The 14,555-nt window shown below is 42.8% G+C and carries 15 protein-coding genes and 1 pseudogene; 1 reads left to right on the top strand and 15 read right to left on the bottom strand.

Annotation, left to right across the window (positions count from 1 at the left end):
• The first annotated feature begins 288 nt into the window (after window positions 1-288).
• Window positions 289-1,554 carry a transposase gene (locus tag KKI13_04820; protein MBU4488370.1) on the top strand — a complete coding sequence of 422 codons (1,266 nt, stop codon included), beginning with the start codon at window positions 289-291 and terminating at the stop codon, window positions 1,552-1,554.
• Between the two features lie 123 nt (window positions 1,555-1,677).
• Here the strand turns inward: KKI13_04820 and KKI13_04815 are convergent, their stop codons facing one another.
• The 15 genes and pseudogenes from KKI13_04815 to KKI13_04745 all read right to left on the bottom strand — a co-directional run.
• On the bottom strand, window positions 1,678-2,394 hold the full coding sequence (locus KKI13_04815; protein ID MBU4488369.1) for a PEP-CTERM sorting domain-containing protein: 717 nt from the start codon (window positions 2,392-2,394) through the stop codon (window positions 1,678-1,680).
• Window positions 2,391-3,071 (bottom strand): PEP-CTERM sorting domain-containing protein, encoded by a 681-nt coding sequence (locus KKI13_04810; GenBank protein MBU4488368.1) that lies wholly within the window; start codon window positions 3,069-3,071, stop codon window positions 2,391-2,393. Before KKI13_04810 ends, KKI13_04815 begins: the two co-directional genes overlap by 4 nt.
• A gap of 2 nt (window positions 3,072-3,073) precedes the next feature.
• Window positions 3,074-3,853, bottom strand: a complete 780-nt coding sequence (locus tag KKI13_04805) for a sugar transferase (GenBank protein ID MBU4488367.1) — start codon at window positions 3,851-3,853, stop codon at window positions 3,074-3,076.
• A 428-nt stretch (window positions 3,854-4,281) separates the two neighbouring features.
• Entirely contained in the window at window positions 4,282-4,833 is a 552-nt protein-coding gene (locus tag KKI13_04800; protein ID MBU4488366.1) for a nucleotidyltransferase, read from the bottom strand.
• Between the two features lie 87 nt (window positions 4,834-4,920).
• Window positions 4,921-5,568 (bottom strand): EpsI family protein, encoded by a 648-nt coding sequence (locus KKI13_04795; protein ID MBU4488365.1) that lies wholly within the window; start codon window positions 5,566-5,568, stop codon window positions 4,921-4,923.
• Window positions 5,569-5,594: 26 nt separating this feature from the next.
• Window positions 5,595-6,050: a HEPN domain-containing protein gene (locus tag KKI13_04790; GenBank protein ID MBU4488364.1), complete on the bottom strand. Its 456-nt coding sequence runs from the start codon at window positions 6,048-6,050 to the stop codon at window positions 5,595-5,597.
• The gene (locus KKI13_04785; protein ID MBU4488363.1) at window positions 6,037-6,624 is read right to left on the bottom strand and encodes a nucleotidyltransferase domain-containing protein; all 588 of its coding nucleotides are present in this window, start codon (window positions 6,622-6,624) and stop codon (window positions 6,037-6,039) included. The genes KKI13_04790 and KKI13_04785 overlap by 14 nt, the downstream gene beginning before the upstream one ends.
• 92 nt (window positions 6,625-6,716) lie before the next feature.
• Window positions 6,717-7,538: an exosortase/archaeosortase family protein gene (locus KKI13_04780; protein ID MBU4488362.1), complete on the bottom strand. Its 822-nt coding sequence runs from the start codon at window positions 7,536-7,538 to the stop codon at window positions 6,717-6,719.
• Window positions 7,539-7,553: 15 nt separating this feature from the next.
• Window positions 7,554-8,294, bottom strand: a complete 741-nt coding sequence (locus KKI13_04775) for a C1 family peptidase (GenBank protein MBU4488361.1) — start codon at window positions 8,292-8,294, stop codon at window positions 7,554-7,556.
• A gap of 48 nt (window positions 8,295-8,342) precedes the next feature.
• Window positions 8,343-8,850 (bottom strand): annotated as a pseudogene (locus KKI13_04770) (Bro-N domain-containing protein).
• Between the two features lie 57 nt (window positions 8,851-8,907).
• On the bottom strand, window positions 8,908-9,891 hold the full coding sequence (locus KKI13_04765; protein MBU4488360.1) for an NAD(P)-dependent oxidoreductase: 984 nt from the start codon (window positions 9,889-9,891) through the stop codon (window positions 8,908-8,910).
• A gap of 51 nt (window positions 9,892-9,942) precedes the next feature.
• The gene (locus tag KKI13_04760) at window positions 9,943-10,455 is read right to left on the bottom strand and encodes an ORF6N domain-containing protein (protein MBU4488359.1); all 513 of its coding nucleotides are present in this window, start codon (window positions 10,453-10,455) and stop codon (window positions 9,943-9,945) included.
• A 78-nt stretch (window positions 10,456-10,533) separates the two neighbouring features.
• Window positions 10,534-11,718: a glycosyltransferase family 2 protein gene (locus tag KKI13_04755; protein ID MBU4488358.1), complete on the bottom strand. Its 1,185-nt coding sequence runs from the start codon at window positions 11,716-11,718 to the stop codon at window positions 10,534-10,536.
• Window positions 11,719-12,930, bottom strand: coding sequence for a glycosyltransferase family 4 protein (locus KKI13_04750; GenBank protein MBU4488357.1), 1,212 nt, complete (start codon window positions 12,928-12,930; stop codon window positions 11,719-11,721).
• A partial coding sequence (locus KKI13_04745) for a carbohydrate binding domain-containing protein (GenBank protein ID MBU4488356.1) occupies window positions 12,927-14,555 on the bottom strand: 1,629 nt, incomplete at its 5' end. The genes KKI13_04750 and KKI13_04745, both read right to left, overlap by 4 nt.

Genomic DNA, 14,555 nt, shown 5'->3' with positions numbered 1-14,555 from the left:
GTGGCTGTCACGAAACTATTTCTCCGTCGGAGAATTTAAAATCGCTTCTATTTTCTACCTCCTGCCGTTTTGTCGTCGGAGAACTTCTCCGATTTCCTCAAAAAGGCCTATTTTTGGCCTCTTTTGAGGGGGGAGGAGGAGAATTTTAAGCTACCCTACTTTCGTGACACCCTCATGTTTTTTACTCTTTTCTCGTCCTGCTGATTTTACCTCCACCCCTATTTATGGTTTATAATAGACGCTTGTTAATATGCGCCTGTCACGAAACCCCTATGGAGGTAAACACTGATGTACCAGCCCAATCTAATCTTTACCAAAGATACAAATCTGACCTACTTAAGGCAACTTGAGCTTGTATTCTCTTGTCTGGATATCCCGGACAAGAACTATCACACGGGACGGCCGCCATATCCAGTCTCGTCTATGATTAACGCCCTTGTATTCAAGAATCTAAGAGGTCTTTCTAACCTGGTTGACCTTACAAGAGAATTAAACTGTTATCCCGCGCTTACCCAAGCATGCGGATTTAAATCTTTTCCTTCCAAAGAACGATTCTCGCACTTCTTAAAATACACGCCTAATGAATTACTCCGGCGTATCAAAGAAAACCTCATCAAAGAATTAATGCTCGTCGGTGAAATAAAGGCGGAATATTTATCTACCGATTCCTGCCCGGTCAAATCGCCGGTAAAAGAGAATAACTTAAAGACCAATGTAAAAGACCGGTTTGATAAGAATAAACTCCCTAAAACCGATAAAGAAGCGCGTTTAGGCGCTTATGTCGTCTATCCAAGCGGTAAAAAGATCCAATTCTTCTGGGGTTACCGCAATCATATAGTCAACGACGCTGTGTCCGAGCTGCCTTTAGCCGAAATTACCAAACCGGCTAATGTTCACGAAGCGACTCTACTCATCTCACAGCTTGAATATCTCAAAGATGCTTTTAAGATATCGCCGAAAGCGGTTATCGCTGATTCCGCATTCGACTCATCCACCATCATTGAACATATAGTCAAAGAGCTAAAAGCCAAGCCCGTTATCGCCAAAAATCCCAGAGGAGGCGCTAATCCCAATATTAGGCTCTCATCCAAAGGCACGCCTATATGTCAGGCTGGATTCGAGATGATATCCTGCGGTAAATTCTATGACAAAGAACAAAATCGCATGAGGCACAAATTCGCTTGCCCTATCAAAATGAGTAAGAAATTCGCTCGTAAGACCGGGTGGTTCTGCCCTTGGAACCATCCCAAATTCTTCAGTAATCGATATGGCTGCACTATTAATTTACGAATAGACGTTGATACGTCCATACGGCAAAACATCGATTATGGCTCTCAAACCTTCAAAAAACTGTATAATCTCCGGACATCCTCGGAGAGAATATTCGCACGCCTCTTAATGTTCGCTATGCAACGATGCTCGGTAAAGGGCTTAAACGCTACGGCCAATCTATGTTCACTGGCGCATATATCGGTATTGGCTGTAGCCCTGGCTGCTGTAAAATCCGGTGGTAGTCATAAGTTGCGCTTTATCAAGTCCTTCTTCACTGTTTAAAAGAACGAGTTTCGTGACAGCCTATTATAGATTTATATCTTAGGTTAGTGGTTGCTTCGTCGCTTACGCTCCTCGCAATGACTGTCATTGCGAGCCCCGAAGGGGCGAAGCAATCTCTACCTACTACTTTTTCCTTCTAAATCCTGCTAATCCTAAAATCCCCAGCCCCAAAAGCGACATGGTCATTGGCTCGGGGATGACGTTTCTTTCGCCATCTATATATACCCACGAAGGCACTTCATCATCTCCGGTGTTACCTGCATAAATCCAAAGTGCTATTTCGCTACCTTCTTCATAGTACAAACCGCGGAAATTGTCCGCAGTAAAAGTAAATTGCTGCCAGCCCGTAGAGTCCACTGCGTTGTCAATTCCGCCTTCGTCATCCAGGCTGCTTGCGCTCCAGCTCCAGATTTCACTACCATCTAACCATACGCTAAAGCCAGGATCATCATATGGATAAAACTGCCCCTCATCCCACTCTCCATAATCCCATGTAAAATAGTTATACCAGAATGACATATCTTCGCCGCCCCACTCAAAAGTTTGGGTTATAAAGTTGTTAAAAACATAAAACGGCGCATCTGGCGGGTACAAGTCGCTTTCTCCGTCATAAGAATTAACCCTCGCCATGTAGCTGCCATAATACGGCAACACGGTCATGGATGAATCATCGTCTTTAGGAAAAACATCAAGCCCCAATACCGCATTTTCGCTCCCCTGCGACGCCCAGCCACCCCAATTACCGCCTTCAAATCCGAAATCGGGTAGATACGCACTTGCTTCGGTGTTTAGCAAGATAAGCGATGCTATAAGCATTAAACAAAATAATGATTTTTTCACCTTTTCCTCCTTGTTAATTTAAACCCCAAAATCCCCAGTCCTAAAAGCGACATCGTCATCGGCTCGGGAATCGTACCGTCTGGTGGATCGCCGGGAACTTTATCGCTGCCGCCGTCATTGAATCCTCTGAAACGTGCCGCGAAAAAATGAGACGGATTACCGTCATAAGATAATTCATTCATGAAATTTGTTTCGCTCGATGTATTAAGATTTACGCCGGTCAAAAAGTACGTAAACGCGCCTGTCTGGCCGACTCCTATGCCTGAGTTAGGGCTGCCTCCGCCAAGGAAATTTCCGCCTATAGCAGCACCAAGGTCAAACCCTCCAAAAGGCGATGCGCTTATGGTGTTGTTGGATAGACCAAGAAGAATTAACGTAGGAAAATTACTGCTCGTAATTGAGGCATTGGTTATAAGGCCTTGGGGATTATTAAAAACAAACCCTGTGATGAAGCCACCATTAGCCACACTGCTTGTATTAAGCAGGGAAAGTGAAAGCGTAGCGGACGTACTGTTGATCGGCGTATAGGTTAAAGTCGCGGTAAAGTTACCGAGTTGTTCGGTTGAATTTGCTGTGTCTCCTGCAAATATAAGGGCACATGCTGTATTTTCGAAAACTAATAAAGACATTACCAAGGTAACGAATAACATTATACTCTTTCCAATTCTTCTATGCATAATTACCTTGCCCCTTTCCCTTGTAAGGAAACCACGATTGTTCTTAAAAGTATCCTTATATCTACCATTAAACACATCTCTCTTATATAGAGAAGGTCATATTTAACTTTTTTCTTAACATCTTTTATGGTCTCATCATATTTATGAAAGACCTGCGCCAGGCCCGTTATGCCGGGCTTTACATTGAGCCGCTTGGTATAATCCGGGATCTCTCTTTTCAGTTGTTCCACAAAAACCGGCCGCTCAGGCCTTGGCCCCACTATACTCATTTCTCCGTGTAGCACATTAACAAGCTGGGGTAATTCATCAAGATGCGCCTTGCGTATGAATTTGCCAAATCTGATAAGCCGCGGGTCATCCTCCTGCGCCCATACTGCGCCGCTTGACTTTTCGGCATCGGGAACCATGGTGCGGAGTTTATATATCTGGAATGTCTTTCCGTTCAGGCCTACCCTCTCCTGCTTAAAAAATGCCGGTCCGGGGGACACAGCTTTGATGAAAGCGGCGGTAAGGCCAACAACAGGCAGGGAAACTGCTATGCCAAATGCGCTTACGAGAATATCGAAACACCTCTTGAATTCCGCGAAGCGCCTTCGCGCAAACTGGATTATCCATCCCAATAGTCCCGTAGTAATAAGCGCAATACTGCCCGGCTCCGGGGCTACCGGATAAGGCGTCTGTTTATTCTGCGCATAGGAATAGCTGGTGATGCACAAAACGATTGCAACTATGGTCAGGATAATAAACGAATACTCTATAGCTAAAAGTCTTTTCTGCTTCATATCACTATACGTAGAAGCAATTTTCGTGCCAAGTCTCAATTTTTGGAAAAATCAGCGGGAAATTTGCGCTCATAACATACTGATAATAAATGGGTTATGGATGGGTATTTGAAGGAAAATTGTACTTTCTATGACAACATATGACAGACATTGATAGGCGATATGCGGAATCTGGACATTATGATTGAGGGTGTTGTTTTGTGTGGACTATAGGCTATAAGGGGCAACTTGGCTCTTAAAGCTTATTAAGCTTCGTTTCTGTCGGTCGATTATGATTTGTAAAAGGCGAGAAAATTTTCTGTATACCATTTAGAAATGATATGTACTCATCAAATGAATCTACCGAGGCATGCTTTTCTACTCTAGTCCGGAAGTGCCGTTTACGGACATGATTTTTGGCGTCTTTAAGCATTTCCTCTTTTTCTTCTCTACTTAACATCTTTCACTTCCCTTGTAATATCGTCTAATTCTTTTTCTCTGCCAAAAAGCGCAAAATATTCCCTTATAAGATCCATGTCAAGCTTCGGGTAATTATCATAAAGAAGTTTCCGCACGTCCGCCATATCCTGATATAGACGTTTAGAATCGTTTGAACTTGCCTGCACCTTAAGGCCTATCTGATCTTCTATCTTCAGGACCTTTATTTTAAATTTTCCGCCGAAAACCGGTTTATCATCAGCTCTCTTCAGCATTTCGATAGAGTATTTTCTATGGGCTAATAAAAAATCTACTCTACCTAATTCAAATTTTTTGCCTGCAAAATTCATTACATCTTCACTCTCGTGTAAAAGTTGGTATCCATGTTTAAGCATGAGATTTTTAATCTCCGGAGAATTTTCGCTCAAAATAAGCAAATCTATATCACGTGTCGTTCTGGTAACGCCAACCGCCTGTAGAGCAAATCCTCCTATAAGCGCAAAGTCTATTTTTTTGCGCGTAAGGTTCTCTATTAGAAATTTGAATATCAACGCAAAGTCCATGGCTATATTATATATGATTTTCTGTGCGAAATAAATATAATTTTAACGTTGTGTAGCTTCCGCAACCTCGGTAACATGCGCGACATGTCATTGCGAGCGAAGCGAAGCAATCTCATTCACTACTTCAACAAGGAACTTCTTAAGCGCAACGACCGTATCTTCCTCACTACCTATGACCGGCATAGATACGCGTATGGTCGCGCCGGGCGTGTTTTTGCCGAAGAGCTGGCCTATGGCAAGGTACGCCTGCTGCAGATAGAAATTGCTGGTGTAAAGTTTGCCTGCTTTATAGGTGTAAAGGACTATTTGTTTAAACTCGCCCTTTTCGGTGTACATCTTATTAGCCGTAAAATTGTAGCCGCCGTCCTTAACGCGCTCAATTTTTTTATCCACTATGGATATACCGCCGCCAAGGAAGCATACTTCCGGAGGATGAAAAACTGAGCGGTTTGTTTCGGAATATACGATAAAGAGATTTAGTATCCACCCTTTCGGGTTCGTATAGTCGCGCACTATAAGATTGCGCGTCTCGAGGATCTTGTACTCTTTTTCCGTTACGGTCTCATCGGCCCCGGACCACTCGCCTAATTTATGCGGAAAAGTATTTATATCAAGGAAATCATGCGCCGAACGTTCTTTGAAAAACATGTTCAGCGAAATCGCACTCGCCGCTAAAAGTAAGACTACTATAATTGTGAAACCGATATTTTCGTTCATTGTAACATCCCCTGTCATTGCGAGCCCCTTAGAGGCGAAGCAATCTAAAAATCAAATTGCCTTTGCGGGTTTTGCCTAAAAATATGCTTTGCAATCATTTTAGCCAATTCTTCGGCATCCTGCAGTGCCTTGTCTAATTGCGCCTTTGACATATCTAATATTGCCTGATATTCAAACTTATTTCGGGCAACTCTCATATTGTCGAATTTAATTATCAGATTTTCGGCATTCTTGCCGAGTGTCCTATTGACAGCTTCAATTACGCCTATATGCTGCCGTACCGTTCCGGGCCTATACCCCTGCATACGTATCAACGCATTGGCCGCATGAAACATTGCGTCATAAATTGCCGCGACTGCAAGCTCTTCATCTTTCCCGATAAGTTGCCGTGCCGTGGTCAAATCCTTCCTGCTGCGCTTAAGCAGTCTCTCGACTTGGTCAAAACCTATATCCGGTTCCTTTTTAAGCTTGTTTTCTTTCACTAAATCACTGTAATCCATTTATATCCCCCACCAGCATTATCTTATCCTGTTTCAAAATATTTTTAATGAAGCTGCTATCTTTTTTTATCTTGTCATGCCACTCATCCACCGGATAATATGAATAATTTATTTCTCGTGATAATTTCGTGCCGAGTTCGTACATCTTCTTTTCAAAAACGCCTGCTTTGAATTTGTCCTTATCGATTATTACAACTAAATCGATATCCGAAGACGGTTTTTCGCTTCCTTTAGCATACGAACCGTAAATAAAGGCGCAACGAATGCTTTTAATATTCCTAAGCATCTCTTTGAGAGTACCTTCTACGCCTACACTTTTGAATATTATTGATTTTAACTCGCTAAAAAGCGGATAACGCTCATTTAGCGAAAAATATTTTTGCTTTCCCCTTTCAGCAGACTTAAAAACACCCTCTTTTCCGAGCCTAGAAAGCTCCTTCGACAGATTACCAGGATCGACTTTTAAAATAGCTGCTATTTCTCGCAAATAGAGGTTTGCCTCGGTATGCGTGAAGAAATATCGCAATACTTTTTTTCTTACCTCCGATTTCGTAATACCCGTAAAATCAATCATATTGTTGTCCTTTTTTACAACAATTGTAGTATATTCATACAACAATGTCAAGCTTCAAGATCACAATTTGTGACCTCAAGATTCAGCCCCTATCACCTATTCTCCAATATTTTATACATCCACAACATCCCCGCAAACGCCAAGGCAAAGACTAAAAACCCGGAAAAATCGTGGAAAAACCCGAATGCCGCTTTTTCGCCGTATAGATCATTAACGGTACCGAGCATTATTATCCGCAGCATATTAGTCGCTACGGCAAGCGGAATGGCCGATAAAAGCAGTATGCCCTTCTTTATAAAAGACGCCTTAAGCATGTATGCAAAAAGGAGCCCCAATGTCAAAAGCGATATTAACGACCGCAGGCCGCTGCACGGCGCCTCAACGAGAATGACTGAATTTGGCATCCTTATCATACTGCCGTCTCTTACCGATGGAAATCCGATATGATTAAGTATAAAAGTGGCGCATTGCGCCGCAAAGAGCTTAAGCTTGACCGTCAAATTACTGACAAGCACCAAAGGAAGCGGCACCATTGTAAGCAGGAAAAATATAGGAAATCTCATAAGCCGCGCCATCTCGACACCAAAAAAGAACAATACAAGGCCGTATATAACAAAAATGAGTGAGAAACCTGAAAGAAAACCTACTCTTAGAGCCGCGCAGGCAATGTGCACAAGAAGCCCTGCGATTATAAGCCAAAGCCCTCTCGCATCGCTTTTTATGAGCACATCCTTGATCTTATCTTTCCTCTGCCAGGCAAGAAAAATCGATATCAAAGGAATAAGAAACCCGTGGCTATAGTAAGAATCCTCCGCGTTCCACCGCCCGACCATCCAGTTTATAGTCGGTAGATAGGCTATCAATAAAAGTACTGCGCATGATATGAATTTTATTAGATTTGTTTTTTTCTCCATTTATTCCCCCATCATCTATTTTCTTACCGTCCAAAAATCCTCTGCCAGCGTTTCTAAATACTTGAACGGCATTGTAAAATATCCGCCCATGCCCCAGCCCGTTCCCCATGAATTACGCACCAAAAATCGCTTCTCGCTTTGATTGTACCCCACCGCCATTACCGCATGTCCGCCAAGCGCTGATTCGTCCTTTTTCGGCATATTCGCTTTACCTGTCTTCGCGACCTGCCCTGTTTCAAAGCTTTCGTACACCGTAAATCCAAATACAAATGGATAGCCGTCGGTAAGGCACGCGAGCATTTCGCTTAAAGATTCTATACGATAATAGGCCTCGATCCTGTGTTCCTGCGCGTCTTTATAACACTTTGCGGGAGGCTTTTCATCAAATTTTTCTATTGTATAAGGCCATAGGGCCTCTTCGCAAACTCCAGAGTTCTTAAGGGATTTAATACCGTCACGCAATGACGCGCCGGAATCATAATCGACTGTATCTATCAACACCCTTTCATTATAATAAATAAAGAGCCTGCTCACGTCGGTATATATCGAGTCTATTTTATTATCAATAAATTCCAAATTGCCGGCAAGCGCCTGCGCCGTGCAGCTGCCAAGATTACCCTGGTCTTCGACCGCAGAGCAAAGGCTCCTTAAATCCACCTTTTTCGTCAGCCGTATAACGGGCTTTATGGCGCGATAAAGATAATCCCTGCCGTCCGGTATGTCCGGCACCCATCCATATGTACGTTTAAGTTTCATAATCTTCCCTTGTCATTGCGAGCCCGCCAGAGGAGGGCGAAGCAATCCCTACTTCAATAATTTTTTATTTTGCGGTAATTTTATATAATTTTTTTTACTGATTATTTTTTTGCCGCTTTTACGCTCCAGCTCTCTTCTTGCATTACCTGCAACAGCGCCGCCTTCAAAAGCGGCCTGCTTATTCTCAACGAACCCTTGAGCGTCTTTATTGACTGTTATCTCTTTTGTTGATGCTTCACCAAGCATTGAACGGTTCGGCTTTAGGGGATGGGATGGACTGAATAATGCGAAAAATGCCTTCGGTACTGGCACAATTAAGCTTCTGAATGCCCCCGGGAGTTTTCACCGAAAGGGGGGTGGCAATTTGCCCCCACCCCTTGGAAAGCTCTTCATCCCTTCTGCGCATATCTTTAATATACCCATCGGGCTGAATTGAATCCGTCAGGGCCGCAACAACATCCACAATGACAAACCACCATTCATTGCCATGAACAGTCTTTCGGATTTCTCGCTTTCTGAAAATCGCAATTTTAGTAGTAGTTATTTCTTTTTTCATTTCACCCTCCTCTCACTTATATATACGTTTGAGAGCGGCATTTTCTTTCAATTATTTTTAATTTTCCACACCATTCGCAACCTCACGCAACCTCTTCAAATACCACTCAACCATATTCTTCAACCCGTCGGCCGGAGTTATGCGCTGCTTAAAACCCAGCTCTCTTATCCTATCCGAAGCAAAATAAGTTTGTGTGTTAAATTTCTTTATTCTAAAAGCCGTTATCGGAAAGTTATATCCTGTGATCTTGCCTAAAATGTCAAATATACTTGCGGCCGCGAGCGCGGGGCCTAATGGTATATTTACCTTCGGTATATCGCGCAATAAGCATTTATATATGGTCTCTGCGGTCTCTCTTATATTCATCTGCGGATAATCGGAATAATTACACACCTCTACGCCCGGTTTCATATGCTCAAGAAGGAATATAGTGGCATCTGCCAGGTTCTCCACGTAAGCCACTGACTTTATGTTTTCGCCCTTCCCCACAAAAAAGAACCTCTTCCTATGTATAGTGTCTATAAGATTATACATGTTGGCATAGTTTTCCGGCCCGAATACGACAACCGGCCTTATTATTGCGGCTTCGCGCGCCTTATCGGCCCCGGCCCAATCATGTATTAGCTTCTCGGCTTCAAGCTTAGATTTGCCGTACGGCGACACCGGGGTAGGAACCGTGCTTTCGCTTACGCACTCCGCATGCGGGCCATATACGGCCGCAGTGCTATAGAATAAGATCTTTTTTATCCCAAGCTTGGTTGCGCAATCCAGGACATTCTGCATGCCTTTGGTATTTACTTCAAAAAACTCCTCTTCTTTCACCCCAAAATCATGATGCTCAGCAGCCAGGTTTATTATGAGATCAACCCCCGCCGCCGCTTTCATAATGTCATTTATATTAGTGACGTTTCCTTTGGTGAATTGGCGATCCCTGGCTAGTCCATTCATATCCATACCCATAACATTATGGCCCTTTTCGGCAAGCTTTCGCCTCAAGAATCTTCCTATGAATCCTTCACTGCCTATTAATAGTATTTTCATACGTAATCCCGTTATTGCGAGCCACGAAGTGGCGAAGCAATCCCTTTCCCATCATCTTGCGTGAAAACCTATGCGCCGCACTGGTTTTTTGGATGGCGGCTCTAATAGCTTTTTTATAACTTCAAAGACAACCCTGAATTGTTGATCGTATTTTCGCTCCATAGCCTCAATTTTTCTCTTCATGCCTATGTGAGTTACGGCTATTTCTCTAAGTCGGATAAACGCCCTCACTATTACAATGCTCATTTTTACCGCAGTAGAGCTTCTGATCACATTGGCTAACATTAAAGCCCCATGTTCAGTAAAAGCATAAGGCAGTTGAGACGAAAATTTAAGCTCCTCAAGGTGGTCACAATTTGTGACCACCTCTTCTTTCTCGGCTTCGGTTAATCTAAACATAAAGTCTTTAGGAAAGCGCTTTTTGTTTCTCTTTACCGCTTGATTCAATACTTTGGTTTTTACCCCATACAACTCTGCCAGATCCCTATCCAGCATTACTTTGTGCCCCCTGATTATGTAAATCTTCTTTTCAATGAACCCTTGCGAAACTAACCCTTTAGACATATTTAACCCTCCTCTCACTTATATATACGTTTGAGAAGGGCATTTTCTTTCAATTATTTTTGACTTTTCACAACTTCGTCATTGCGAGCCCCGAAGGGGCGAAGCAATCTCTATTCGTGTGCTATGGGCCTTATCCCACGTCCTTGTCTGTTCTCCTTTGAAAAACTTATAAACCGCAACTAAAGATGCAAAATTAATAAGACAAAAATAGAAAGGTATGTAGAAAATCTTCGTCTTAGTTTTGTGGCGGAACAAAAATCCCATAAAAGCGCAAATATAGAAAGCTATTTGCAATATAAATAAAAAGCGGTATATAGGTTCACCCAAGAGCAGTATATTCAAAAGAAAAACCAATATCATACAAAATGGCACGTACCATCTTATTACTTTATGGAATAAAAGCTCAAAGATCCCCATTGGTGATAGTCGCAAAAGATCCCTCCAGAGCAAAACTACCCCCTTCATCCCCTGCGATATTATCCTTACCTTTTGATCAAACTCTTCCTTTAGGCTCTGGGTCGCTCTTTCATAAACTATGGCTTCGGGCTCGTACAGCACCTTATATCTCTTAGATTGTATAATAAGCGGTATGCTGAAATCATCGGCTACATCAGGACTCGGATACGGATACAACGCTTTACGCACTGCCTGAATTGAGCCGTTCGTCACAAGCAGTTTGCCCAATCTGCTTTCGTTGACTTTCATGAAGTGCTCGTACTTCCAATATAGATTTTCCCCTTTGCCAACCGAGGTTGCGTCTGCCTCTTTATACTTCAAAATACCCGAAACACACCCTACTTTTTCATCGGCAAAATTTCTTACTATTTTACGCAAGGTATCCTGCTCGTGCATAGAATTGGCATCTGAAAATACGATGATTTCTCCTTTTGCTGATGGAACGGCATGGTTTAAAACAGCAACCTTCCCACCTCTTTCGTTAGTTTCCAGTATCTTTACAGCCGTGTTATTATACCATGATATAATCTCTTTTGTCCTGTCGGTGCAGCCGTCAAGGGCGAAAATAACCTCAAGCTTATCTTTGGGGTAATCCAACGCCAGGATATTCTCCACCTTTTCTTTCGCTACCTTCTCCTCATTATGCATAGGCACGATAAGGCTTACAAAAGGCGTTATATCGGCTTTTACAGGTTCCCTACCCATTATCTTTGCTATAAATGCCAAAACCAGGGGGTATAGAAAATAGATAAACACCGTCAGCGCCATTAAAAACCAAAATACAATTTTTGCTATCAGAGTTCCCATCTATACCTTTTCCGCGTATGAAAAACTTCCGCGGTACAATTTAGAAAGTCTTTCGCTTATAATTTTCCAATCATATGTCCCTAAAGCTAAGTTTCTGCCGTTACTACCCAGATTTTTACGTAAAACGTCATTCCCTAAAAGTTCTAGCACTCTATCTGCAAATGCCTCAGGAGTATCAGCGATCAAGATGTCCTTGCCATCACTTACATTCAATCCCTCGGCTCCTATTGATGTGGACACAACCGCTTTTTCCATAGACAACGCCTCAAGTATCTTAAGCCGCGTGCCGCCGCCTATGCGCAGGGGAACGATGAATACTTTTGATTTGAATACATACGGCCTTACGTCCGGCACACTGTCTGTTATTATGATGCGGCCATTGGCCTCTTGTAAATTCTTCAGTCTCTGAGGCGGTTTTTTACCGACTATATAGAATTTTACTGAAGGATTTTTTTTCCATATTATCGGAAGTATATCTTTTATGAAATATTCCGCCGCGTCGCTATTGGGCAGCCAATCCATTGCTCCGGTGAATACCACCGCATCCTCAAGGGACTGTCCCCGGAGGGGACTGTCCCTAAAATAATCCACATCCACTCCATTCGGCACCACTTCCACATTGGCGCCTTCGCCGCATAAATTCTGCAGAGCTTTTTTATCTTCCTCTGAAACAACTGTCACTAATGACGCCTTGCGGCATTTGTCCTTCTCCAGTTTGGCTAATTTTCTGCATTCATTTTTATATATCATCTTTTTAAACGGGCTCTCTTCATTTTCCGAAAGCCTCTTCAGGATTATAGACTCCACATTATGCTCATCTATAACGGAATATTTTACCCTGCACATATCCACGTATTGGCCCATATGGATGTGGTCAAAGTGAACTACTTCTATATTTTCTTCTTTTATGAGCGAATTTATGGCCCTTCTCATGCTGTCGCTGTAATATTTTGCTATTGTTAGGGGGATCCCGTTAAAAACCGCCCGCATTATAGTTTTGCCGGTTATCTTGCCTTCGCCTTTGACCTGAATGACCTTAATGCCCATACGCTCTATCGCTTCTGCGCCTTCTTCATCTTTTTTGTCATAGACAAAGGACAGCAATATAACTTTATGGGTCGCTTGCAGGCCCTTCAATAGACTAAAGGTCCTTATTTTGGCACCCGAGTCCATTGGATATGGTATTCTTGGTGAAACAAACAATATGTTCATTCTATTTCCTCTAAAGATATATCGTCAAACCACGCCGTGCCTCTGCCGACTAATTGGCAGGCGAGATATTCTATGGTGCAGTCCTTCTGAGGCTTAAAGTCAATAGCCATCTCCTGCCACTCATTGGTACCGGCAAGGCTAGGCGTCTCAAAGTACTTTACTTCCCCGCCTTCATAGACGGCCTTAATCTTTATGCATGCAAAATCTTCTATAGAGTCAGTCTTAACCCAGCCGCTCAACCTGTAATCCGTGTCCGCCGCTAACTTGAAAGATATGTCACCTTTTGCCGCCACGCCTACGGAGTCCCAGCCGTCGGCGGAACCGACGATCTTTACAGAGCGTTTTCCTGAGTGAGCGATCCTGCCATCAAGACCGACCTTGGGCTTTCCCTTCCATGTCTGAAACTTCCACCCCGTTTCGCCATCTTCAAAGCCGGGATTTGTAAGATTTAGTGTGCTTACAACCTTTTTGCGCTCTACGGCTACCACTTCATCCGCCCTTGTTTTGGCAAAGTCAGCGCTTGTCTCATCTTGGCTTCCCATAACTTCGAGCCTTATATCGTCAAACCACGCCATCCCTTTACCAACCAGTTCAAGGGCAAGATAATCAATTTTATTTTCTTCCATAGGAGTAAACGTTGCTTCTACAAGCCTCCAATCTTCCGTCCCATATTCTTCAGTTGTAGAAAAATACTTTGATTCATCACTCGCATTTTTAACCTTTATTCTAACAAAAGCGAAATTTTCTACATTTTCTGTCTTTACCCATGCCGATAGCTTATACTGATAACCGGGCTTTAATGAAAACTTTAAATCACTCTGTACAGCTACGGCAACCGAATCCCATCCCTCGGCATTACCACCCTCAAGTTTAAGTGCCATCTTACCTGAATATCTCACTGATGAATCAATGGATGCTTTACTTTTACCTTTCCATGTCTGCAACGCCCATCCTGATCTTCCTTTTTCAAAATCGGCATTGGCTATAGGAAGGGTAATTGCTTTTGCCATCTCGCCCTGAGGAATCTTTGTAGCAGCCGCATTGTTTCTGAAGAATCCGTCAAACTCAGGAGAAAAATCTGAAAGTCCCATAGCATACGCATACACCATATTATTAGCCTGGAAAATCAACTTAACTGCCTCTTCGTAAGGCTCATCTTGGTCATTAACCAATCCCCAGTTAGCCGCGTTCGCATCATAACATTTTTCAGGAGGATCAAAATATTGAAACCAATGCACTGCAACAACGCGGGGATCTTGCGCCACTTTCGCCAAATATCTCCAATAGCTTATGCCTCTGTCTTTCTGTGTTCTCAGCATACCATGCGGCAGCCCTACGTCCTGTCCCGTTATTAACACAGTAAATAAAACAGGTTTTTCTGTATGTTCATATATAGTATCTATAACTTCGTAAAATTTGGGCGATATTTTGTAACCCGGAGAAACATGATGAGTCCCAAATATATCTGTATACTTACCGATTGCTTCCAGTACTTCGGGGTAATCTCGTGAAGGCCTTGAACCTAATATCATATGGTATTTGTCGAACTTCCGTAAGCTCTCATATAGTACTCGAGAAAATTCTTCAGCAATAACCCTTAGAAAATCAGATTTATCTTTCTTTGT

The sequence above is a fragment of the Candidatus Omnitrophota bacterium genome (assembly GCA_018894435.1).
GTDB lineage: Bacteria > Omnitrophota > Gorgyraeia > JAHIPI01 > JAHIPI01 > JAHIPI01.
Note: the sequence above shows the minus strand (reverse complement) of the source record. Positions and strands in the feature narration are given on the sequence as shown.

Coding starts and splice junctions, on each gene's coding strand:
- KKI13_04820 (MBU4488370.1), top strand. CDS start 289: ATGTACCAGCCCAATCTAATCTTTACCAAAGATACAAATCTGACCTAC.
- KKI13_04810 (MBU4488368.1), bottom strand. CDS start 3,071: ATGCATAGAAGAATTGGAAAGAGTATAATGTTATTCGTTACCTTGGTA.
- KKI13_04805 (MBU4488367.1), bottom strand. CDS start 3,853: ATGAAGCAGAAAAGACTTTTAGCTATAGAGTATTCGTTTATTATCCTG.
- KKI13_04800 (MBU4488366.1), bottom strand. CDS start 4,833: ATGGACTTTGCGTTGATATTCAAATTTCTAATAGAGAACCTTACGCGC.
- KKI13_04795 (MBU4488365.1), bottom strand. CDS start 5,568: ATGACAGGGGATGTTACAATGAACGAAAATATCGGTTTCACAATTATA.
- KKI13_04790 (MBU4488364.1), bottom strand. CDS start 6,050: ATGGATTACAGTGATTTAGTGAAAGAAAACAAGCTTAAAAAGGAACCG.
- KKI13_04785 (MBU4488363.1), bottom strand. CDS start 6,624: ATGATTGATTTTACGGGTATTACGAAATCGGAGGTAAGAAAAAAAGTA.
- KKI13_04780 (MBU4488362.1), bottom strand. CDS start 7,538: ATGGAGAAAAAAACAAATCTAATAAAATTCATATCATGCGCAGTACTT.
- KKI13_04775 (MBU4488361.1), bottom strand. CDS start 8,294: ATGAAACTTAAACGTACATATGGATGGGTGCCGGACATACCGGACGGC.
- KKI13_04765 (MBU4488360.1), bottom strand. CDS start 9,891: ATGAAAATACTATTAATAGGCAGTGAAGGATTCATAGGAAGATTCTTG.
- KKI13_04760 (MBU4488359.1), bottom strand. CDS start 10,455: ATGTCTAAAGGGTTAGTTTCGCAAGGGTTCATTGAAAAGAAGATTTAC.
- KKI13_04755 (MBU4488358.1), bottom strand. CDS start 11,718: ATGGGAACTCTGATAGCAAAAATTGTATTTTGGTTTTTAATGGCGCTG.
- KKI13_04750 (MBU4488357.1), bottom strand. CDS start 12,930: ATGAACATATTGTTTGTTTCACCAAGAATACCATATCCAATGGACTCG.